The 22098-nt window shown below is 42.8% G+C and carries 21 protein-coding genes and 1 other RNA gene; 19 read left to right on the top strand and 3 right to left on the bottom strand.

Going from position 1 to position 22098, the window contains the following annotated elements; all coding sequences use genetic code 11:
• The first annotated feature begins 6 nt into the window (after positions 1-6).
• From ftsL to pepC, 14 genes are all read left to right on the top strand, one after another.
• Entirely contained in the window at positions 7-342 is a 336-nt protein-coding gene (gene ftsL, locus QM873_RS08025) for a cell division protein FtsL (RefSeq protein ID WP_006596866.1), read from the top strand.
• On the top strand, positions 335-2620 hold the full coding sequence (pbp2x, locus tag QM873_RS08020; protein ID WP_414279129.1) for a penicillin-binding protein PBP2X: 2286 nt from the start codon (positions 335-337) through the stop codon (positions 2618-2620). The genes ftsL and pbp2x overlap by 8 nt, the downstream gene beginning before the upstream one ends.
• A 1-nt stretch (position 2621) precedes the next feature.
• Entirely contained in the window at positions 2622-3623 is a 1002-nt protein-coding gene (gene mraY, locus QM873_RS08015) for a phospho-N-acetylmuramoyl-pentapeptide-transferase (RefSeq protein ID WP_129270649.1), read from the top strand.
• A gap of 127 nt (positions 3624-3750) precedes the next feature.
• A complete protein-coding gene (locus QM873_RS08010; protein ID WP_195348296.1) occupies positions 3751-5094 on the top strand; it encodes a DEAD/DEAH box helicase in 1344 nt (447 codons plus the stop codon).
• Between the two features lie 224 nt (positions 5095-5318).
• A complete protein-coding gene (locus tag QM873_RS08005) occupies positions 5319-6125 on the top strand; it encodes an amino acid ABC transporter permease (RefSeq protein WP_120701202.1) in 807 nt (268 codons plus the stop codon).
• Positions 6122-6865, top strand: coding sequence for an amino acid ABC transporter ATP-binding protein (locus tag QM873_RS08000; protein ID WP_120701201.1), 744 nt, complete (start codon positions 6122-6124; stop codon positions 6863-6865). Before QM873_RS08005 ends, QM873_RS08000 begins: the two co-directional genes overlap by 4 nt.
• A gap of 194 nt (positions 6866-7059) precedes the next feature.
• Positions 7060-7287 (top strand): DUF4059 family protein, encoded by a 228-nt coding sequence (locus QM873_RS07995; protein WP_120701200.1) that lies wholly within the window; start codon positions 7060-7062, stop codon positions 7285-7287.
• 58 nt (positions 7288-7345) lie between these two features.
• Entirely contained in the window at positions 7346-8260 is a 915-nt protein-coding gene (gene trxB, locus QM873_RS07990; protein WP_120701199.1) for a thioredoxin-disulfide reductase, read from the top strand.
• A gap of 198 nt (positions 8261-8458) precedes the next feature.
• On the top strand, positions 8459-9916 hold the full coding sequence (locus QM873_RS07985) for a nicotinate phosphoribosyltransferase (RefSeq protein WP_120701198.1): 1458 nt from the start codon (positions 8459-8461) through the stop codon (positions 9914-9916).
• Positions 9913-10737: an ammonia-dependent NAD(+) synthetase gene (gene nadE, locus QM873_RS07980; protein WP_129270655.1), complete on the top strand. Its 825-nt coding sequence runs from the start codon at positions 9913-9915 to the stop codon at positions 10735-10737. The genes QM873_RS07985 and nadE overlap by 4 nt, the downstream gene beginning before the upstream one ends.
• Before the next feature lie 316 nt (positions 10738-11053).
• On the top strand, positions 11054-11656 hold the full coding sequence (locus tag QM873_RS07975) for a hypothetical protein (protein WP_414279128.1): 603 nt from the start codon (positions 11054-11056) through the stop codon (positions 11654-11656).
• 141 nt (positions 11657-11797) lie between these two features.
• Entirely contained in the window at positions 11798-12523 is a 726-nt protein-coding gene (locus QM873_RS07970; RefSeq protein WP_414279127.1) for a PoNe immunity protein domain-containing protein, read from the top strand.
• A gap of 96 nt (positions 12524-12619) precedes the next feature.
• Positions 12620-13171 carry a GNAT family N-acetyltransferase gene (locus tag QM873_RS07965; protein WP_154854854.1) on the top strand — a complete coding sequence of 184 codons (552 nt, stop codon included), beginning with the start codon at positions 12620-12622 and terminating at the stop codon, positions 13169-13171.
• 68 nt (positions 13172-13239) lie between these two features.
• Entirely contained in the window at positions 13240-14577 is a 1338-nt protein-coding gene (pepC, locus tag QM873_RS07960) for an aminopeptidase C (RefSeq protein WP_414279126.1), read from the top strand.
• Between the two features lie 64 nt (positions 14578-14641).
• Here pepC and pbp1a read toward each other — a convergent pair whose 3' ends face one another.
• Entirely contained in the window at positions 14642-16759 is a 2118-nt protein-coding gene (gene pbp1a / locus QM873_RS07955; protein WP_414279125.1) for a penicillin-binding protein PBP1A, read from the bottom strand.
• Positions 16760-17353 (bottom strand): Holliday junction resolvase RecU, encoded by a 594-nt coding sequence (recU, locus tag QM873_RS07950; RefSeq protein ID WP_125336196.1) that lies wholly within the window; start codon positions 17351-17353, stop codon positions 16760-16762.
• Between the two features lie 66 nt (positions 17354-17419).
• On the opposite strand from recU, the gene QM873_RS07945 reads away from it, so the two are divergent.
• The 5 genes from QM873_RS07945 to QM873_RS07925 all read left to right on the top strand — a co-directional run bounded on the left by QM873_RS07945 (position 17420) and on the right by QM873_RS07925 (position 21421).
• The gene (locus QM873_RS07945) at positions 17420-17947 is read left to right on the top strand and encodes an SLOG family protein (RefSeq protein WP_195348301.1); all 528 of its coding nucleotides are present in this window, start codon (positions 17420-17422) and stop codon (positions 17945-17947) included.
• A gap of 69 nt (positions 17948-18016) precedes the next feature.
• Positions 18017-18361: a cell division regulator GpsB gene (gene gpsB, locus QM873_RS07940; protein ID WP_195348302.1), complete on the top strand. Its 345-nt coding sequence runs from the start codon at positions 18017-18019 to the stop codon at positions 18359-18361.
• A gap of 22 nt (positions 18362-18383) precedes the next feature.
• An RNA gene (rnpB, locus tag QM873_RS07935) (RNase P RNA component class B) lies at positions 18384-18749 on the top strand.
• A 63-nt stretch (positions 18750-18812) separates the two neighbouring features.
• A complete protein-coding gene (locus QM873_RS07930) occupies positions 18813-19985 on the top strand; it encodes a THUMP domain-containing class I SAM-dependent RNA methyltransferase (RefSeq protein ID WP_048715286.1) in 1173 nt (390 codons plus the stop codon).
• Positions 19982-21421, top strand: coding sequence for a cell division site-positioning protein MapZ family protein (locus QM873_RS07925; RefSeq protein WP_233332303.1), 1440 nt, complete (start codon positions 19982-19984; stop codon positions 21419-21421). Before QM873_RS07930 ends, QM873_RS07925 begins: the two co-directional genes overlap by 4 nt.
• Positions 21422-21463: 42 nt before the next feature.
• Here QM873_RS07925 and QM873_RS07920 read toward each other — a convergent pair whose 3' ends face one another.
• A complete protein-coding gene (locus tag QM873_RS07920) occupies positions 21464-21946 on the bottom strand; it encodes an S-ribosylhomocysteine lyase (protein WP_006596848.1) in 483 nt (160 codons plus the stop codon).
• Positions 21947-22098: the final 152 nt, after the last annotated feature.

Here is a 22098-nt window from a genome sequence, read left to right as displayed (position 1 = left end):
ATAAACATGGCAGATCAACCATTACGATCTCGGGGCAGTCAATTGCAAGATCGTATTCGTCGCTTTACCAGAGTAGAAAAAGCTTTTTATGGCTCGATTGTCCTAACAGGGATTATTCTCGCTGTCAGTATTATTTTTATGCAGACGCGGATTCTACAAGTGCAAAGCGATTTGACAAACCTCAATACGGAACTAAAAACAAAAGAGACTGAACTAGAAGATATCCGGCAAGAAGTCAATGAGTTGACTCGATATGAACGCTTGTCTAAGTTAGCTAGTTCTCAGGGGATGACCCTCCAAAAAGAAAATCGAAAAGTGGTGAGTTCAAGTAGCGATGAGTAAATTAAAGAAGAAAATCATTCGTTATTCCCTTAAAAAAAGGAAACTTCCAGACCAAAATCGTCGGCAAGTAGCTAAGAATTTAAGTTTGCTTTCCATTCTTGTTTTCTTCATATTTCTCATTAATTTTGCAGTTATCATAGGTACTGATAGCAAATTCGGAAAAAATTTATCTGAGTTATCCCATCAAGTCCATCAGAAAACAGAGATTGTTCCAGCCAAACGAGGAACAATTTATGACCGAAATGGAGCTGTCATTGCTGAGGATGCGACGACTTATAATGTTTATGCGATCATCGACAAAACCTATAAATCGGCAAAAGGTGAAGTTTTATACGTTGAAGAAAGTCAATACAACCAAGTAGCAGACGTTTTTAATCGTTATTTGGGCATGGAAAAAGACTATGTCGTCCAACAACTGTCTCAAAAGAAGCTCAACCAGGTTTCTTTTGGTGCAGCGGGGAACGATATCAGCTATAGCAATATGGATGCTATCCGGAGTGAACTAGAAGCTGCCAACATTAAAGGTGTTGATTTTACGACGAGTCCAAACCGGAGTTATAAAAATGGGACCTTTGCCTCTCAATTTATCGGTCAAGCTCAATTGATAGAAGATAAAGAAGGCAATAAAACCCTGCAGGGAACAACGGGAATCGAAAAATCCTTGGATCGCATCCTAGGTGGTCAGGATGGCGTTGTGACCTATGAGAAGGATCGCAACGGAAATATTGTGCCGGGATCAGATAAGGTTGCCGTGAAGACCGAAGATGGGAAGGATGTCTACACAACCCTTTCTGCGGAACTTCAAACCTATCTCGAAACGCGAATGGATGTTTTCCAAGAAAAGGTAAAAGGTAAATATGTCAGTGCGACCCTGGTCAGTGCCAAAACGGGGGAAATCCTTGCAACGACGCAACGTCCAACCTATAATGCAGATACCAAAGAAGGCTTGGATATTAAGAATCTGAGAACCTGGAACACGATTCTTTACCAGGATCAATACGAACCAGGTTCGACTATGAAGGTCATGACCTTGGCTGCGGCGATTGATCATGGGACTTTCCCAGCCTATAACGAAGTTTATTTTAATAACGAGTTACAGGTGAAAGATGCGATCATCAAAGACTGGGAAATCAATATGGGCTTGTCAGAAGGTCGCTATATGAATATTGCCCAAGGTTTTGCCTATTCAAGTAACATTGGGATGACCAAGCTTGAACAGAAGATGGGCAATAATGTCTGGATGAATTACCTCACACTCTTTAAGTTCGGACTTCCTACACGTTTTGGAATGGGAGACGAAAGTTTTGGAGGCCTACCAGGAGATAACTATGTCACTCAAGCCATGTCTTCTTTCGGTCAAGGGATTTCGGTGACCCAAACGCAGATGTTGCGTGCATTTTCTGCCATTGCAAATGATGGGGAAATGTTGGAGCCTAAATTTATCAGTGCGATTTACGACGGCAAGCATGAAACTGCTCGTAAATCACAAAGAGAGATTGTCGGCAATCCAGTATCCGCTTCGGCTGCCCAACAGACCCGTAATTACATGATTACGGTAGGGACTGATCCTCAATTTGGTACCCTCTATTCATCGGATGGTCCCATTATCCAAGTAGCTGGACAAAATGTTGCTGTTAAATCAGGGACAGCCCAAATTGCGACAGCTAATGGCTACTTGGAAGGCGAAAATGATAATATCAACTCGATTGTTGTCATGACACCTGCTGAAGACCCAGATTTTATTATGTATGTGACAGTTCAACAGCCTGAAGTCAGCTTTAGTCCAAAGAGCTGGCAAGAACTAGTCAATCCAGTCTTGGAAGATGCGGTTGCTTTGAAGGATGAGTTGAATCTAGTAACGGAAACCAAAGCCTTGGATGGGGTCACGAAAGAGGACACCTATAAGATGCCGTCGGCAGAATCCTTGTCGAAAGAATTGAACTTGAAGCAGACCACCAGCCCAGGTGGCTTCGCAGATGAACTGCGTCGCAATCTGATCCAGCCTGTCGTCCTAGGAACTGGAAAGAATATTAAAAAGATGTCTGTATCAGCAGGAACGAAATTAAAAGCAAATGAGCAAGTGTTATTATTAACAGATGACTTGGATTCAGTTCCGGATATGTATGGCTGGACCAAGGAAAATGTTGATAAATTTGCGGAATGGACGGGCATTGAGGTCACCTATAAAGGGGAAGGTTCTCGTGTGAGCAAACAAAACGTCAAAGTAGAAACTGCTTTAAAGAAGACGAAGAAAATAACAATTACATTAGGAGATTGATATGTTACTTGCTACCCTAGTAGTATCCTTTATACTGACGGTTATTGGCATTCCTGCCTTTATCCGTTTCTATCAACGGGCCCATATTTCGGGGCAACAAATGCACGAAGATGTGAAGCAACACAAAGCCAAGGCGGGCACTCCTACTATGGGGGGAGTGGTCTTCTTGATCACTTCAGTCTTTGTCACCCTTGTTTTTAGCTTTTTAACTGGGAACTTTACGCGACCTGTTCAATTAATTCTCTTTATTTTGGTCTTGTATGGAATCGTCGGTTTCTTAGATGACTTCTTAAAAGTTTTTCGTAAGATTAATGAAGGGCTGAATCCCAAGCAAAAATTAGCCCTGCAATTGTTGGGAGGGATCATTTTCTATCTCTTCTCTGAACGCCATGGAGCTGGTAGTCTTCTCAATGTCTTTGGTTGGGATGTCTATTTGGGACATTTCTATATTGTCTTTGCCTTGTTCTGGTTGGTTGGTTTTTCAAATGCAGTCAACTTAACGGACGGGATTGATGGCTTGGCAAGTATTTCGGTAACCATCAGCTTGATCGCTTATTCCATCATCGCTGTTTGGCAAAGACGAATCGATATCCTTTTTGTAACGATTAGTATGATTGGAGCTCTATTAGGTTTCTTCGTCTACAACCACAAGCCGGCCAAGATTTTCATGGGAGATGTTGGAAGCCTAGCCCTAGGTGGGATGCTTGCGACTCTATCCATGGCTCTCCACGTAGAGTGGACCTTGCTCTTGATTGGGATTGTCTACGTCTTTGAGACTAGCTCTGTCATGCTCCAGGTGTCCTATTTCAAATGGACGAAAAAACGGACAGGGGAAGGACGCCGGATCTTCCGCATGACGCCTTTCCATCACCATTTAGAATTAGGTGGTCTGTCAGGTAATGGACCTAAATGGTCTGAGTGGAAGGTCGATGCCTTTCTCTGGAGTGTTGGTGCAGGAATGAGCGCCTTGACCCTCTTGATCTACTATTTGATCAATTCATAAGCCATGAATCATAAAAGGTTGGGATTGCTATCTCAGCCTTTTTCGCTGGCTAGGAATTGCTGTCCAAAAGAAGAGCGGGAAGAGGAGTTTTTTGATATAATAGTGGAGATGATGAAAGGATAAGAGAATGAAATTTACAGATTTTAAGTTTAAGGACTATATCCAAGAGGCCTTAAAAGAGATTAATTTTATCGAAGCAACAGAAGTTCAAGAAAAGCTGATCCCGATTGTTTTAGCAGGCCGTGATCTGGTCGGTGAATCTAAAACAGGATCAGGGAAGACCCATACTTTCCTCTTACCAATTTTTCAAACCTTAAATGAGGATAGTAGCAATGTCGAAGTGGTCATTACAGCGCCTAGTCGGGAATTGGCCACACAGATTTACCAAGCGGCTCGTCAGATTGCTAGCCATTGTGAAAAAGAAATTCGGATTGCCAACTACGTTGGGGGAACTGATAAGGCTCGTCAGATTGATAAGCTCCAAGTAGCCCAACCCCATATTGTCATTGGGACACCTGGACGGATCTATGATTTGGTCGCTTCTGGAGACTTGGCTATTCATAAGGCTCACACTTTTGTGGTTGATGAGGCGGATATGACTCTCGATATGGGCTTTTTGACGACGGTAGACAAGATTGCATCCAGTCTTCCAAAGAAGCTTCAGTTTTTAGTCTTCTCAGCAACGATTCCACAAAAGTTACAACCCTTCTTGAAGAAATATTTGTCTAACCCTGTCATGGAGCAGATCAAAACCAAAACGGTAATCTCGGACACCATTGATAACTGGTTGGTATCGACAAAGGGGCGTGACAAAAACGAGCAGATTTATCAACTGACGCAGGCTCTTCAACCTTATCTGGCTATGATCTTTGTAAATACCAAGGACAGAGCGGACGATTTGCATGCTTTTCTAGTAGAGAAGGGGCTCAAGGTCGCTAAAATCCATGGGGGGGTTCCTCCACGGGAGCGCAAGCGAATCATGAACCAAGTTAAAAATCTGGATTTTGAATATATCGTGGCAACGGACTTGGCAGCGCGTGGGATTGATATCGAAGGGGTCAGTCATGTCATCAACGATGCTATTCCACAAGACTTATCCTTCTTTGTTCACCGCGTTGGCCGGACTGGTCGGAATGGTCTTCCTGGTACAGCCATCACCCTCTATCAACCGAGTGATGACTCAGACATTCGGGAGCTTGAAAAATTGGGGATCCAGTTTGTCCCTAAGGTCTTGAAGGCTGGAACTATCGAAGATACCTATGACCGGGACCGTCGGGCTAATCGTGAAAAACGCCAAGAAAAACTCGACATTGAGATGATCGGCTTGGTCAAGAAGAAAAAGAAAAAAATCAAACCAGGCTACAAGAAAAAAATCAAATGGGCTGTGGACGAGAAACGTCGCAAAGCCAAGCGAGCTGAGAATCGTGCTCGAGGTCGAGCAGAAAGAAAGGCGAAACGCCAAACCTTTTAGTGATAAAGAAATTTAAAGATTTCCATAAAAATTAACTATTTGGTCGCTGATTTATTTTGTGACAGACTATCTATAGATAGTCTATTTTTTTGCTCTTAGGGGAGATGCTTGCTTGTTATCACATCAGACCTGAAGCATGATTTACGAACGATCAGTAGCAAAACTCAGCATTTTAACTGTAAATATGATAGAATGATTCATTATCGAGGGAGGAAGTAACGAAGATGTTTACAACTACTTATCTGGCATCTGGCTGGTACGAAGAGTTTTTAAAATGGATACCAGAAGGAGAAATCTTTAACCTACGCGTCGTTTTTGAAGCTATTCCCGGAATTTTAAAAGAGCTTCCAAATACGATTTTGTTAACCTTGGCAGGAGCCTTTTTTGGTTTATTGCTAGCCCTATTGTTTGCCATTGTCAAAATCAATCGGGTAAAAATCCTCTACCCGATCCAAGCCTTGTTTGTGAGTTTTTTAAGAGGGACACCAATTTTGGTCCAGTTGATGCTGACCTACTATGGAATCCCGCTCCTATTGAAGGCCATTAACCAACAATATGGGACAGCCTTTAATATCAACGATGTGCCAGCCCATTTATTTGTCATTGTAGCCTTTGCCTTCAATGAGGCAGCCTATGCCAGTGAGACCATTCGGGCAGCAATTTTATCTGTTGATGCGGGTGAAATCGAAGCAGCGAAGAGTCTCGGCATGACCAATGCTCAAGTTTATCGTCGGATTATTATTCCAAATGCAGCCGTGGTTGCGACTCCGACCTTGATCAACTCTTTGATTGGTTTGACCAAGGGGACTTCCCTGGCCTTTTATGCAGGTGTTTTGGAAATCTTTGCCCAAGCCAAGATTATGTCGGGGAATGACAGTCGCTACTTCGAGCGCTTTATCTCTGTTTCATTGATCTACTGGGCCATTAATATTTTGATTGAACAATTGGGACGTTGGATCGAACAGGTACTCGCTATCAAAGATCCAAAAGTTGTTACCCAAACCTTGCAAGAGGAGGAACGAGCAGCATGATTCGGATTTCACAATTATCAAAATCTTTTTCCGGTCAAGTGGTCCTAGACCATCTCGATTTGGAAGTTCAAAAAGGGGAAGTCGTTGCTTTGATCGGTTCTTCTGGAGCTGGGAAATCAACCTTCTTGAGAAGCTTGAACTATTTGGAAGCACCAGATAGTGGTAGCATTGAGATCAATGGGGAAAAGGTAGACTTTGAAACCATCAGTAAGGACGAGATCCTGACCCTTCGAAGAAAGCTAGCTATGGTCTTTCAACAGTTTAATCTTTTCAGTCGCAAGACTGCTTTGGACAATGTCAAGGAAGGACTGATCGTCGTCAAAGGCTTATCCGACCAGGAAGCGACCAAGATTGCCAAAGAAGAACTCGCAAAAGTCGGTCTGTCGGACCGCGAAACCCATTACCCTCGTCATTTGTCCGGAGGGCAGAAACAACGGGTAGCCTTGGCGCGTGCCCTAGCCATGAAGCCGGAAGTCCTCTTGTTGGATGAGCCAACTTCAGCCCTCGATCCGGAATTGGTCGGAGAGGTAGAAAAAGCCATCGCAGCAGCAGCTCAGGCAGGTCAAACCATGATTTTGGTCAGTCATGACATGAGCTTTGTTTCCCAGGTGGCGGACAAGGTCTTGTTCCTTGATAAGGGAAAAATTATTGAATCTGGGACTCCAGAAGAGATTATGAATGCTCCTAAAGAAGAGCGGACAAAAGAATTCTTTGCTAGTTACAAACGAACGTTTGTTTGATATAATATATAAGAGCTCGAGTCTGGAACGCGATGTTTCAGACTCGGATTTTTCTTTGAGTAGGTGCCTCAGGAGAAGATGATGATTAGTAGTCTACTTTTCCGCATAGATAGGTATTTCAAGTTGACCAACGGTGAACGAAACGAAGCGGCATCTCGTCCCCTCATTCCAAGTTTGGATACTAAGGAGATCTTATGTTAAACCAATTGCTATCTCTCTATATCGAGAGCTTAATCATCACTTCAGTTGGGGTGTTGGTTGCTTCAGCTGTTTGGATAGGCTTGCGAGTAGCTCGTAAGACGGATAAAACAGCTAAGGAACGCCAGTTACACCTCTATGATATTTTATTAATTGATATTATGACAATTCCAGTCCTTACCTTTGCAGTCATTGGAGTTCTGTTTATTCTTCGAGCAAGATAATTGCAAAATGATTGAATTGGAGTTAGAATCAAGATAGTTACAACAAAAGGAGAAGCTTATGTATGATACACTGATTATCGGCGCAGGACCTGCGGGAATGACCGCAGCCTTGTATGCAGCCCGCAGCAATCTCAAGGTTGCCTTGTTAGAAGCAGGAATTCCTGGCGGACAGATGAACAACACGTCTGACATTGAAAATTATCCAGGCTATGCCAACATCAGTGGTCCTGAATTGGCTGAAAAGATGTTCGAACCTCTAGAAGCTTTAGGAGTGGAACACTTGTTCGGCAGAGCTGAAAACATTGTGGATCAAGGAAACTACAAGGAGATTACGACAGATGATGGTCTCCTTCAAGCCAAGACCGTTATTATTGCGACTGGTTCTAACCATCGCTTGTTGGGAGTTCCAGGTGAAGAAGAATTAAATAGTCGTGGGGTTTCTTATTGCGCTGTCTGTGATGGCGCCTTCTTCCGAGATGAAGACCTCATGGTTGTTGGTGGAGGAGATTCTGCGGTTGAAGAGGCAATCTTCCTGACTCAGTTTGCTAAGTCTGTTACCATTGTTCATCGACGCGATGCCCTACGTGCCCAAAAAGTTCTTCAAGACCGAGCTTTTGCCAATGAAAAGATTCACTTTGCTTGGAATACAGTGGTCGAAGAGATCAAAGGGGACAACCGTGTGACCAGTCTGGTCTTAAAAGATGTTCAAACTGGTGAGGTTCGCGAGCAAGCAGCTGGTGGTGTCTTTATCTATGTGGGCTTGGATCCTGTCAGTGACTTTGCCAAAGACCTCGGTATTCTAGACGATCAAGGTTGGGTGATCACTGATGATCATATGAAGACCTCCGTGCCGGGTGTCTTTGCGGTTGGAGATGTCCGCCAAAAAGATCTTCGTCAGGTCACTACAGCTGTTGGGGATGGCGCTGTCGCCGGTCAAGAAGCTTATAAATATATTACTGAACACGAAGAATAAGAAAGAAGAAAGGGATGTTCGTCTGATGGAAAGAGGCGAAGATCCCTTCTTTTTTACGATAAAAATGAGTCTTAGCCCGGATTAAAGTCATGTGGTCCTGCTTAAAATGTGCTATAATGTGTTTAAAATTATTTTGGACTGTGCCAGTTGACAGAGCGTGACTGGTGCCATGACGTAAAAAAAGAAGAGGGATCAAACATGTACCCAGATGATAGTTTAACTCTCCATACGGATTTGTATCAAATCAATATGATGCAGGTTTACTTTGAGCAAGGCATCCATAATAAAAAGGCGGTCTTCGAAGCCTATTTCCGCCAGCAACCTTTTAAAAATGGCTATGCCGTCTTTGCAGGTCTTGAGCGCATTGTCAACTATTTGAAGAATCTACGTTTTTCAGAGTCGGATATTGCCTACTTAGAATCTTTGGGCTACGAAGGAGCCTTCCTGGATTACTTGAAAAATTTTAAAATGGAATTGACCGTTCGTTCTGCCAAAGAAGGGGACCTGGTCTTTGCCAATGAGCCGATTGTTCAAGTAGAAGGACCGCTAGCCCAGTGTCAATTGGTCGAAACGGCCCTCCTCAATATTGTCAATTTCCAAACCTTGATTGCTACAAAAGCGGCTCGGATCAAGTCTGTGATCGAAGACGAACCTTTGATGGAGTTCGGAACTCGTAGGGCACAAGAAATGGATGCGGCTATCTGGGGAACCCGTGCAGCCGTTATTGGAGGCGCTAGCGGGACCAGTAACGTACGTGCAGGAAAACTCTTTGACATCCCTGTCCTTGGGACCCATGCCCATGCCTTGGTGCAGGTCTATGGCGATGATTATAAATCCTTCAAGGCCTATGCTGAGACCCATCGCAACTGTGTCTTCCTGGTGGATACATATGATACGTTACGCATCGGAGTTCCAGCTGCGATTCAGGTGGCGCGTGAGATGGGCGATCGTATCAACTTCCTAGGAGTGCGGATTGACTCTGGAGATATTGCCTACATCTCGAAAAAGGTTCGCCAGCAGTTGGATGAAGCTGGTTTCACAAAAGCGAAGATCTATGCTTCAAATGATTTGGATGAGAACACCATCCTCAACTTGAAGATGCAAAAGGCTAAGATTGATGTCTGGGGTGTCGGAACCAAGTTGATCACAGCTTATGACCAACCAGCCCTCGGAGCAGTCTATAAGATTGTTGCTATCGAAGACGACAATGGTCAAATGCGAAATACCATCAAGCTGTCTAACAATGCTGAAAAAGTTTCAACCCCAGGGAAGAAGCAAGTTTGGCGTATTACCAGTCGGGAAAAAGGCAAATCTGAAGGGGATTACATCACTTACGATGGAGTAGATGTCAATGAACTGACAGAAATCAAAATGTTCCATCCGACCTACACCTATATCAAGAAGACGGTTCGTGATTTTGATGCCATCCCGCTCTTGGTCGATATTTTCAAGGATGGAAAACAGGTCTACGAATTGCCAACCTTGATGGATATCCAAGCCTATGCTCGGAAGGAATTTGACAAGCTCTGGGATGAGTACAAACGTGTCCTCAATCCACAACATTATCCCGTGGACTTGGCCAAGGATGTTTGGCAAGATAAGATGGACCTCATTGATCAGATGCGTCAGAAAGCCTTGGGAGGTGAAGAAGAATGAGCCTACAAGAAGACATTATTGCCCAATTAGGGGTCAAACCAGTCATTGATCCTCAAGAAGAGATTCGCCGGTCGATTGATTTTTTGAAGGATTACTTGCAAAAACATCCTTTTCTAAAGACCTTTGTCTTAGGAATTTCAGGAGGTCAGGACTCGACCCTAGCGGGTCGCCTGGCTCAATTAGCCATGGAGGAAATGCGGGCAGAGACTGGAGATGCCAGTTATCAGTTTGTTGCAGTTCGCTTGCCCTACGGTGTCCAAGCGGATGAAGCAGATGCCCAAAAGGCCTTGGCCTTCATCCAGCCAGACGTCAGCCTGGTCGTGAACATCAAGGAATCGGTCGATGCCATGGAGCGTGCTGTCGAAGCGACAGGAACGGATGTCTCAGACTTTAACAAGGGCAATATCAAGGCCCGGAGTCGGATGATTGCTCAGTATGCTTTAGCGGGTGCCTATAGCGGAGCCGTCATTGGGACAGACCATGCAGCCGAAAACATCACTGGATTCTTTACCAAGTTTGGAGACGGTGGAGCCGATATTCTGCCTCTCTACCGCCTTAACAAGCGCCAAGGCAAGCAGTTGCTTCAGGCGCTGGGAGCTGATCCTGCCTTGTATGAAAAGGTACCGATTGCGGATTTGGAAGAGGAGAAGCCAGGTATCGCTGACGAAGTAGCTCTTGGGGTGACCTATGCAGAAATTGATGACTACCTAGAAGGAAAATCAGTTAGCCCGGAAGCTCAAGCAACCATTGAAAACTGGTGGCACAAAGGCCAACACAAACGCCATCTACCGATTACGGTATTTGATACCTTCTGGCGTTGATAGGTAAGAAAAGTCGACAGATAAAGTGACCAGATAGGTCAAAAAACAAGCCTAGAGAAGATCGAGTTGATCTTCTCTTTTTTCTTTACTCTTATTTCAAAAGCTAGCAGAGGGATTGTCTAGCTATGAGAGAAGATTAGAATAACGCTAGTTAGTAAATAGTTTGATATCGAGGAACAAATCCGGTATGATAAGAGTAATGATTCTTGTTGCTTAGGAATGGAATAAAAGGAGTGAGTCTAAGAGAGTGCTCCTATAAAAATATGAGACTGGAGTTACTTTTAAGTCGGTCTTTTAGACGAAATGAGGTAAAGGGATGTCAAAAGAAAAATATCTTCAACTAAAAAAAGAATTGAAGATTCGATTTATGCTGAATATACTGATTGCTTTAATAGCTACTGTGTTTTATATCCAGATGGTAGTCAACCATTCTCGCTATATGGTCTATGTACTGATTGGCATTGGTGCTCTTTCTCTGATGAATCAGTTTCTTATTTTACCTGTTTACAATGCGAAAAAAGAGGCGGAGCTTGAACACCCTGAGTGGAAGACTTTACCAACAAAGGGAGTAGAAATTCCTCAGGAAGAAGCTGGGAAACGGAATATGATCGCCCTTTTAGCTCTGGCTCTTGTAGTTGTTGGATTTCATTTTTTTTACCATCCTATCTTAAAAATGGATACGGAATCAAATCTTATCGAAGATAGCAGAGATGTTGAATCAGTTTTAGAGCATCGAACAGAAGAGCCTGAAGAATACGAATCCTCTTCAGGGCTTGAGAAAGAAGAGGAGGGTAGTCGAGATGACCAGGAAAATGGTGGGTCTAATGAAGGTTCTACGGAGTCAAGCCTAGATATCGATAAGGCGCATGATTTTGTCGAAAAAGCTCAGCAGGAAAATTGGCTAAGAGGCGGAGAATAGCCATTTGATCAAAGAGGTGTCTATGTAGATAGCTTCAGAAACCATGATTCTATATTCTGTCCCAGAAGAAGTAACAAATTAAAGGGGATGCATAATTAGTTATTAGAGTAAACCAGGTGGCATTTGCCCATAAGAGGAAAAATGATGAAAAGAGATACTATTTTTATTGAAGAGAAAATTAATGAACTCATTAAATTTAATGAAATGATGATTAAGGAATGGTTACAAGAGTTAGACCAACTTAACCAAGGAATTAATCCTTATAAACGTCCAATTGAAGAAGTTATTAGGCTAACTAAAGAAGATATTTCTATTTATCAAGAAAAGAAAATGATAGCTACCTATACAGCAGGTTATCCTATTGAAGATTTTAAGGAGGAATACATTAATTTTGTTAATAGCCTTCTTCCAGTTTGGCAGAGCAATTCTGGCTATCTCCAAATGATTCGGGCTCTTTCTATTGGGATTCTGTTAGATATTGAGGAGGGGATTTTTGATCGGTTAGTAGACTTAGTCAAAAAGGATGATCCAGAGGATTATTTGATAGATTACTTGATTCAATCACGTCATCCAGAGTGGAAGATTCGTATCAACTATAATTTCCCAAGACCCTATGGTTTTACTCGAAAGATTATAGAGGAAGAAAATTCTGAAAAGGCTGTATCTCTCTTGAAAGAATACTTGACTAAAAAATGGTATCAGGGATGTAGAGATGAAGGCTGGTATGATTTGCATAAGCGCAACATTGATAATTATTATGGCTACTGGTCCTTTGAGTCGGGGGCTCTCTGCAAGCTTAAGGGCTTGGATTATAAGGAATTAGAAGGACTTTCATATTTTCCTTATGATTTGGTTGCGGAAAAATAGCTGTGAGATGAACTCTAAGTTTGATACCTTCTGGCGTTGATAGGAAAGAAAAGTCGGTTGAGCCGACTTTTTTAAAACAGGAAAGGAGGAAAGAGGATGAGGAAATTAGGTTCTATTGAATTGGGGACCAAGCGTTTATTATTAAGACGCTTTGTTGTAGAGGATGCAAAGGCAATGTTTGAAAATTGGGCGTCTGATAGAGATAATCTTAAATATGTGACTTGGGATCCCCATACAAATCCTCAAGTGACTCAAGCTTCAATTGAGAGATGGCTCCTTCATTACCAAGAGGAAAACACATACAAATGGGCGATTTGCAAGAAAGATGATCCCACACAAGTGATAGGTGATATCAGTGTCGTTTCTCAGAATCCACAAAAAGAACTGTGTGAAGTCGGCTATATTCTAGGGAAGAACTTCTGGGGTCAAGGTCTGATGACAGAAGCCCTCCAGACTGTTTTACACTTTTTGTTGGTAGAGGTGGGATTCAAGGAAATTCAGGCCAAGTATGTCAGTTTGAACCCTGCTTCGGGAAGGGTTATGGAAAAAGCTGGGATGCAATATCTAGCTACTCTCCCAAATGCTGTTGCCAGAAAAGGCTATGTCGGAGATCAAATAATCTACACTATCCATTCTTCTGACCTTTAAAACAATTTTTACTTGAAGATTTTAGCCAATGGTCTATAATGGTAAGTAGCTTTACAAAGGAGAATCTTATGTCAGAATTAACACAAGAATTTACAGATCAACTCTATGCGAATTACCAAGCAAATGTGAAATTTGTGGCTCTTGAAAATGCCATCACCCACAATGGGATTCATGCAGCTTTAGAGACACGCAAAAGTGCAGTTGAAAATACACCCGTCTTTTCTCTTGATTTAACCAAGGACAAGGTGACGGACCAGAAAGCTTCAGGTCGTTGCTGGATGTTTGCGGCTCTGAATACCTTCCGTCATAAAATGATTGCCAGCTTCCAATTAGAGGATTTTGAGTTGTCTCAAGCTCATACCTTCTTCTGGGACAAGTACGAAAAATCCAACTGGTTCTTGGAACAAATCATTGCGACAGCGGACCAGGATTTGACCAGCCGCAAGGTGGCCTTCCTCCTTCAAACCCCTCAACAAGATGGTGGTCAATGGGATATGGTCGTTTCCCTTTTTGAAAAATATGGGGTTGTACCCAAGTCTGTCTATCCAGAATCCATCTCATCTAGCAATAGCCGAGAGCTCAATACCTACTTAAACAAATTGTTGCGTCAAGATGCGCAGATCCTGCGCGAATTGCTTGCGAGTGGAGCAGATCAAGCAACGGTTCAAAGCAAGAAAGAAGAGCTCCTCCAAGAAATCTTTAATTTCTTAGCTATGTCACTGGGCTTGCCCCCTCGTACATTTAGTTTCTCTTATCGCGATAAGGACAATAACTTCCACACAGAGTCTGGCTTGACACCTCAAAGTTTTTACAAAAAATATGTGGATCTTCAGTTGGAGGACTACGTTTCTGTTATCAATGCGCCAACGGCAGACAAGCCTTATGGCCAGTCCTACACAGTTGAGATGCTGGGGAATGTGGTCGGTAGCCGGGAAGTCCGCTACCTCAACGTTCCGATGGAGCGCTTGAAAGAATTGGCCATTTCCCAAATGAAAGCTGGAGAAACTGTTTGGTTTGGATCGGATGTCGGCCAAGTCAGCAACCGGAAAGCTGGAATCCTTGCGACAGATGTTTACGATTTTGAAGCGGGAATGGATATCCAGCTGACTCAAGATAAGGCAGGGCGTTTGGATTATGCGGAAAGTCTCATGACCCATGCCATGGTCTTGACTGGTGTAGATCTGGACGAAGCTGGACGCTCTCTCAAATGGAAGGTTGAGAATTCTTGGGGAGATAAAGTCGGAACAGATGGCTACTTTGTAGCTTCTGATGCCTGGATGGACGAATACACCTACCAAATCGTCGTCCGCAAGGAACTGTTGACGGCGGAAGAATTGGCTGCTTATGAGGCAGAGCCAATCGTCTTGGCTCCATGGGATCCGATGGGTGCCTTGGCTTCTAAGTAACAAATATAAGAAAAAACACGATTGTTTAAGAACAATCGTGTTTTATTAATATAGTGTGGTCTAATTAGTGATTTTGCTCATTCTCTTTAGAAGATGATTCTGTGTGTTGAGAATTCTCTTCTGAGCTAGATGAACTTGAGCTGTCTTCTGTTGATTCGCTCGTTTCATCAACTGTATAGCTTGGCTCATAATAGTAGTAATTGTAGTTGTTCTTACCATTATTAAGATAGAGGTAGGAACCGCTACGGTATACGCCACTTGGTTGGGTCCAGTCTTCGCTACCTGATCCGTATTGCTCATACAAATACAGCATCATTTGTTTGTAGACATCCGTCGCGACTTTGATTCCATCATCTAGGACTGGAGTCAAGCGATTGGTATATCCTGTCCATACAGCCATAGAATATTGCGTGGTGTAACCCACAAACAATTCATCAGGTGTCACAATACTTGAGTAATTGTAGTCTTTGGTCAGTTTTTTTAATTCGTTGTCGGCATAATTAGAGGTACCTGTTTTACCAGCGTGATAAAGACCAGAGATATTTGCATTGTATCCTGTACCAGCTGTGATAACTGATTTCAACATATCTGTCATCATGTAAGCTGTGGCTTCTTTCATCACTCGTGTTCCAGAGGTATCGAAGTTCTTCGTTGTACCATCGCTAAAGACAACCCGATTCACATATTGTGGCTTGTAATAGGTACCGCCATTTGCGAAGGTTGCATAAGCAGCGGCCATTTTCTCACTGCTAGCCCCGTATTTGTTGCTAGAGTCGCTGGTATTACTTGAGATGGCATTTGCATATACCATTTCTGGATAATCGATTCCGATGCTGCTCAAGAATTTCTGAGCCTTCTTCAAACCAACTTTTTCGAGGGCCCGGACCGCAGGAACGTTACGGGATTGTTGGAGAGCATAGACCATGCTGATATTACCATAGTATTGTCTATCCCAGTTATAAATTTGCGTATTTGTACCAGGGAAGTTGTAAGGTGTATCAGGAATGGTTACTCCAGTGGAGCTATATTCTTCATGTTCAATCGCGGGAGCATAATCTGAGATAGGTTTCATTGTAGAACCCCAATCTCGGTTCGTTTCGACAGCTTGGTTGGTACCGAAGGATACATTAGATGATTGATGACGGGATCCCAACTGAGCAATGACTTTTCCGTTTGTCACGTCGATGATAGTAGAAGCAACTTGCAACTCATTATCTGGATAATTGACATATTCGTCAGAGTTGTAAATATCCCACAGACGTTTTTGAGCTGCGGTATCGACGTTGGTGTAGACATCCATACCAGTTGTCAAGACATTGTAGCCTGTTTCTTCTTCGACTTGTTGGATGACTTCTTTAAGGTAGTTATCCATATAAGCAGGATAGTTGCTTGAGCCTGTCAGACTTTGTAAACCATCTGTAACAGGTGTATTGACGGCACTTTCGTACTGTTCGTTTGTAATGGACTTCATGTCCAACATTTCTTTAAGAACCAGATTACGGCGTTGGAGTGCAGCTTCCGGATTGGTATAAGGGTCGTATTGGTTGGGTGCCTGAGGCATTCCGGCCAATAGGGCCACTTGTGGCAGAGAAAGGTCCTTCAAGTCTTTTGCATAGTAGCTACGAGCAGCTGTTTGCATTCCGTAGTTTCCGTTAGACATGTAGACTTTGTTGATGTAGTAGGTCAAAATCTCTTGTTTAGTGGCTTTTTGTTCTAATTGTGTCGCAAGCCAAGCTTCTTGGATTTTCCGAGATAGGGTTTGGTCGGACGAAGAAGTAGAGAAGTAAGTGAGCTTGATCAATTGCTGTGTAAGAGTGGATCCCCCTTGGCGACCTCCGCGGAGGTTACTGAAGAAGGCTCCTCCAATACGAATAAAGTCGACCCCTCTGTGATTGAAAAAGCGGTGGTCTTCAATCGCCACAATCGCATTGACCAAGTCGATTGGGATTTCATTTGTTTTTACGTTGATTCGTTTCTCAGCACCCAAGTCGGCAATCAGATTGTTTTGATTGTCATAGATTTTACTGGAAGTCGTTGCGATGAGGTCTTTCTCAGAAAGAGTCGGTGCTTTTGAGGCATAGTATCCAAATACCAACCCACCCAGGATAAGTAAAAGGAAAAATAAGGAAATAGCCGCAATCGCTGCATATTTTAACCACTGGATAACTGTTTGTTTGTTCATTTAATTACCGCCTAGTAGATTCTGTTCGATAATATCGAGATAAGGAACGCTTGGAAGGTGATCTGTCTCGATACGATAACCATTTTCCTGTATAAAGGTCAATGGCATAGATTTACTGCCGTGATCGATGTTGTAAAAGTCGATTAAGGAAGGAGCTGGCAGTAGATAAGTCTCATTGAGCTTTGCAAAATGCAAGAGCACAAAACAAATTCCTCCCTGTTGGACGACCGCAGCCATGTGATCAATCTGGTGCTGATGAAAGTTCTTCATCGGCATGGATTGTTTCTGCTGGGTCTCTTTTGCTTCAAAATCAATGTAGTGTCCTTTATAAACACCAGAATAGTCTGTGGTAGACGCCTGGCGAAAATAAGCTTCCACAATCTTTGCCCGACTGCGATGAGGATAGTCCACCTTTACAATCTGGATGGGTGTCGGCTTTTTATGAATCACCGCTAGCCCTCTAGAAAGGTAGTACTGATTGCTCTCATTAATCATTTTTTCAAATGTCATCCCCCGATTGGCAAAGTTTACACTTTGCTTCCTCTGGATGGGCGAAGAAGATTTCTTGCTAAGTTTGTGAGGATAGTTGACCATAATTCTCCTTATTGGTACAATTACATCACTCTATTATATCACAAAATGAAGAAGGGAGGGGAAATAATGAATAGTTTACTGATTACAGGTTACAAGGCATTTGAATTGGGAATTCTGACAGCAAAGGACCCTAGACTTCCCATTATTAAAGAGGCGATTCGCAGGGATTTAGTCCGTTTTTTGGAAGAGGGCGTCAAGTGGCTGATTTTTACGGGTAATCTAGGTTTTGAAGCCTGGGCCTTGGAGGTTGCCCAGGAATTAAAAAAAGAATACGAGATACAGTTGGCCACGATTTTTATGTTTGAAAACCAAGGAGAGAACTGGAATGAGGCCAATCAAGAACTCCTTAGTCGCTTTAAGCAGGTTGATTTTGTCAAGTATGCCTATCCCTCTTATAGCCAGCCAGGCCAATTTAAAGAATACAATACATTTTTGTTAGAAAATACAGATGGCGCTTATTTATTTTACGATCCAGAACACGAAACAAATCTCAAATATCTTTACAAAATGATGCTAGAAATGGATCAGTATCATGTCAAAAGATTAAACTTTGATGACTTAAATGAAGTAGCGGAAAAAATTTACGAAAAATAAGTGATTTACCTTGATTTTTGCTCCTCATTTTTTATATAATGATTATGATTAACTAGAACGGAGAGAATGATGGCAAGTATTATTTTTACTGCGAAAGATATTTTTGATCAAGATTTCAAAAAAGAAGTTCGTGGATTTAGTAAAGTTGAGGTAAATGAGTTTTTGGATGATGTCATCAAAGACTATGAAACCTATGCTGCCTTAGTGAAGGAATTGAAAGAAGAAAATGCTCGGCTCCGTGAAGAATTAGCGAAGAAAACGAGCCAAGCAACTCCGAGTCCATCAGTTCCTGAATCTGCTCCAAAGCATGAGTTTCCTCAGGTCACTACTACGACAAACTTCGATATTTTGAAACGCTTAAATCGTCTTGAAAAAGAAGTCTTCGGGAAACAAGTCATAGATCGTGATTTTTAAGACATAAAAGATGAATCGTGCAATTTTTGGATAATCGCGTGAGAGCTTTCTCTCATGAGGAAAGTCCATGCTAGCACAGGCTGTGATGCCTGTAGTGTTTGTGCTAGGTGAATCCATAAGCCTAGGGACTTGATCTTCAAGTTACGGCGAGCGAACGGGCTAAGTCTTAGGATAAGTTCTACTAGCTCTGAAAGTGCCACAGTGACGTAGTTTTTAGGGAAACCTAAAAAGTGGAACGCGGTAAACCCCTCAAGCTAGCAACCCAAACTTTGGTCGGGGCATGGGATGCATGGAAACGAACATAGCATTCTGACTGGAAACAGTAGACAGATGATTATCGAAGGAAATGGTACCTAGTCATTTCTGGAACAAAACATGGCTTATAGAAAATTGCATATAGGTGGTGAGGGGGAGAGAAATCTCAACCTCTTTTTTAAACAATGAGGAACACATGAAAAAACAATTTGAATTAATTGCGACAGTTGCTGCTGGATTAGAAGCAGTGGTTGGGCGTGAATTACGAGAGCTCGGCTACGATTGCCAAGTGGAAAATGGACGAGTCCGTTTCAAAGGCGATGTTCGTGCAATCATCGAAACCAATCTTTGGTTGCGGGCTGCAGACCGAATCAAGATCGTCGTAGGATCCTTTCCTGCCCGTACCTTTGAAGAACTCTTTCAAGGAGTTTTTGCCTTGGATTGGGACCAATACCTCCCTTTAGGAGCACGTTTCCCCATCTCCAAAGCAAAATGTGTCAAATCCAAACTGCATAACGAACCGAGTGTACAAGCGATTTCAAAAAAGGCTGTTGTTAAAAAGTTGCAAAAACACTATGCCCGCCCGGAAGGCGTTCCATTGATTGAAAATGGACCAGAATTTAAAATTGAAGTTTCCATTTTGAAGGACCAAGCGACTATTCTAATTGATACCACTGGTAGCAGCCTTTTCAAACGTGGTTATCGGACGGAAAAAGGGGGCGCACCCATTAAGGAAAATATGGCGGCAGCCATTCTTCAACTTTCCAATTGGTATCCAGATAAGCCTTTGGTTGATCCGACTTGTGGATCAGGGACCTTCTGTATCGAAGCAGCGATGATGGCTCGCCAGATAGCGCCAGGCTTGAGACGGACCTTCTCATTTGAAGAGTGGAATTGGGTGGATGATCGACTGATTCAAGAAGTTCGCACAGAGGCTAGTAAAAAAATCAATCGGGACCTTGTCCTAGACATCATGGGAACCGATATCGATGCGCGGATGGTTGAGATTGCCAAAGAAAATGCTCAAAAAGCTGGAGTTGCGAGCGATATCACCTTTAAGCAAATGCGGGTGCAAGATTTGCGATCGGAGAAGATCAATGGGGTCATTATCTCCAATCCACCGTATGGTGAACGCTTATCCGATGATGCAGGAGTTACAAAATTGTACGCTGAAATGGGAGAGGTCTTTGAGCCCTTGAAGACTTGGAGCAAATTTATCCTGACCAGCGATGAAAATTTTGAGAAGAAATTTGGGCGACAAGCAGATAAAAAACGAAAATTATATAACGGAACCTTAAAGGTTGACTTGTATCAGTTCTTTGGGGAGCGGGTACGTCGACAAGCGACTAGTGAGAAAGGAAACATATGACAAAAGAAGATAAACAACAGTTGGGCCAAGAGGCAGAGTCAGTTCTTGATTTTAAGGACGCTAAAGAGATGACGATTGGCCAAGCGAACCGCAAAGCTGAAGAAATCGAAGCAGGGGTCAAAGAAACAGATAATGTCCTCGATAAATACATCAAACAGCACCGTGAGGAAATCGAAGCTCATAAGTTTGATACCATCGTCATGCAAAAGGAAATGTTGGCTGAGGCAGAGGAAGCAGCCACTGTGGAAGCAACAGAGTCAATTCCAAACGAAGAACCTGCAACAGAAGTAAGTTCAGCAGAAGCAGCTAAAAAAGAGGTTGCATCTACTCGCATTCCAGATCCAATTCCTGGGGAACGCCCTGCAAAAATTAAGTTTGGTCCAGAGCCAACAGAACCATATGTGGATGAAGAAATTGAGATTCCTGAAGAGCCGAAAAAAAGCCGGGTCAAACCAATTTTGTTTTCAGTTTTAGCTCTGACAGCAGTTGCTACGGCTAGTTGGTTGTCTTATCAATGGATCCGTAACCAGTCTAAAGGGGAAACGACAGTGGTCTCTTCTACTAGCTCATCTAGCAAGAAGTCCTCTAGTTCTTCTTCCTCAACGAGCGCGAATACAGAGGCTTTGCTGAAGGATTTTAACGATCAGTATGCAGCTTTCTTTACAGATGACACGCAGACGAAGTTGAAAAATGATTCTTTTGGTAATTTGGAAAAACTAAAAGCCAGTTTAGATAAATTGAAAGACACCAAGGAATACGATGCAGCCAAAAGTAAATACGATGAATTGGTGAAGCAGGTTTCTGCTATTCAAACAGTAAACTCTCAGTTTACCAGCCCAGTTATTAAGGATGGGGCCATCGATACCAAGGCGCAGGTAAAGAGTGATGCAGTCTTTTCAGATGTGTCAACATCTAATACACAATTGAACCAATTATTGAAGGATGCAGCTTCTCAAGGACGCTCGCAACAAGTTGCGACTCCAGCACCCGTGACAGATGATGGTGGCAGTGCTACAGGTGGAAATGCAGTTTCTTCAGGAACGGTAACCAGTCCAGCTCCTACACCAGCCCCAGCTACTGAAGGCAACACGATAGGCGGAGTGAACCCAGGCTATTCTGGCTTTGGCCTTCAAAGTACTGGTGTGCCACTTCAACGAAACTTGAGCCGGGTGCCATACAACCAAGCAGCGCTTGACGATGTAAACAATCCTGCATGGACCTTTAACCCTGGTATTTTGGAGAAAGTTCTGAAGATTGCTCGGGAACGTGGGCATATCGTTGGAGATCAATACATCTTGGAACGCGTGAATATCATCAACGGCAATGGTTATTACAACCTCTTTAAGCCAGATGGAACTTATTTGTTTAGTATCAATGCTAAAACAGGCTACTTTGTCGGAAACGGAAAAGGCCATTCCGATGCATTGGATTATTAAGAATTAAAAAAACTTCTCTTTGAAAGAGAAGTCTTTTGTTTTTTATACGATATGGCGTGTGAATGGATCGTCAGAAATACCTTGTTCGAGAATCAATTTGCACCACTCTTTGGCAGAAAAGAGGCTGTGATCTTTATAGTTTCCGCAAGATTCAATCGTCGTTCCTGGCACGTCTTCCCAGCTTGTTGCTTCAGCAATTTCCTCTAAAGAAGATTTAATCACTTGTGCAATGGTTTTTGGATCGTGCTGACCCCACATAATCATATGAAATCCAGTACGACACCCAAATGGGGAACAATCGATCATCCCATCAATGCGCTTACGGATCAACATAGCTAATAGGTGCTCAATCGTATGTAAACCAGCAGTCGGGATAGAGTCTTCATTTGGTTGAACCAAGCGGATATCGTAGTTTGAGATGACATCTCCTTTTGGTCCAGTTTCCTCTCCGATTAGGCGGACGTAAGGGGCTTTTACAGCAGTGTGGTCTAGTTCAAAACTTTCCACAATAACTTCTTTCGTCATGTATCTTCCTCAATTTCTTTTTTCTTGATTATAGCACAATTGGCGCTGGAAGAAAACACAAGAGAAGATAGTGGCAAGTAGCCGTTGAAATAGGATTCAGAAGCTTGTTTTTAGGGTGTTTTCCCGTTAGAATCAAGGGAAAGAAGCATTAG

Origin of the sequence: Streptococcus australis, from assembly GCF_047463015.1 — a bacterium.
GTDB classification, from domain to species: domain Bacteria; phylum Bacillota; class Bacilli; order Lactobacillales; family Streptococcaceae; genus Streptococcus; species Streptococcus australis_F.
Note: the sequence above shows the minus strand (reverse complement) of the source record. Positions and strands in the feature narration are given on the sequence as shown.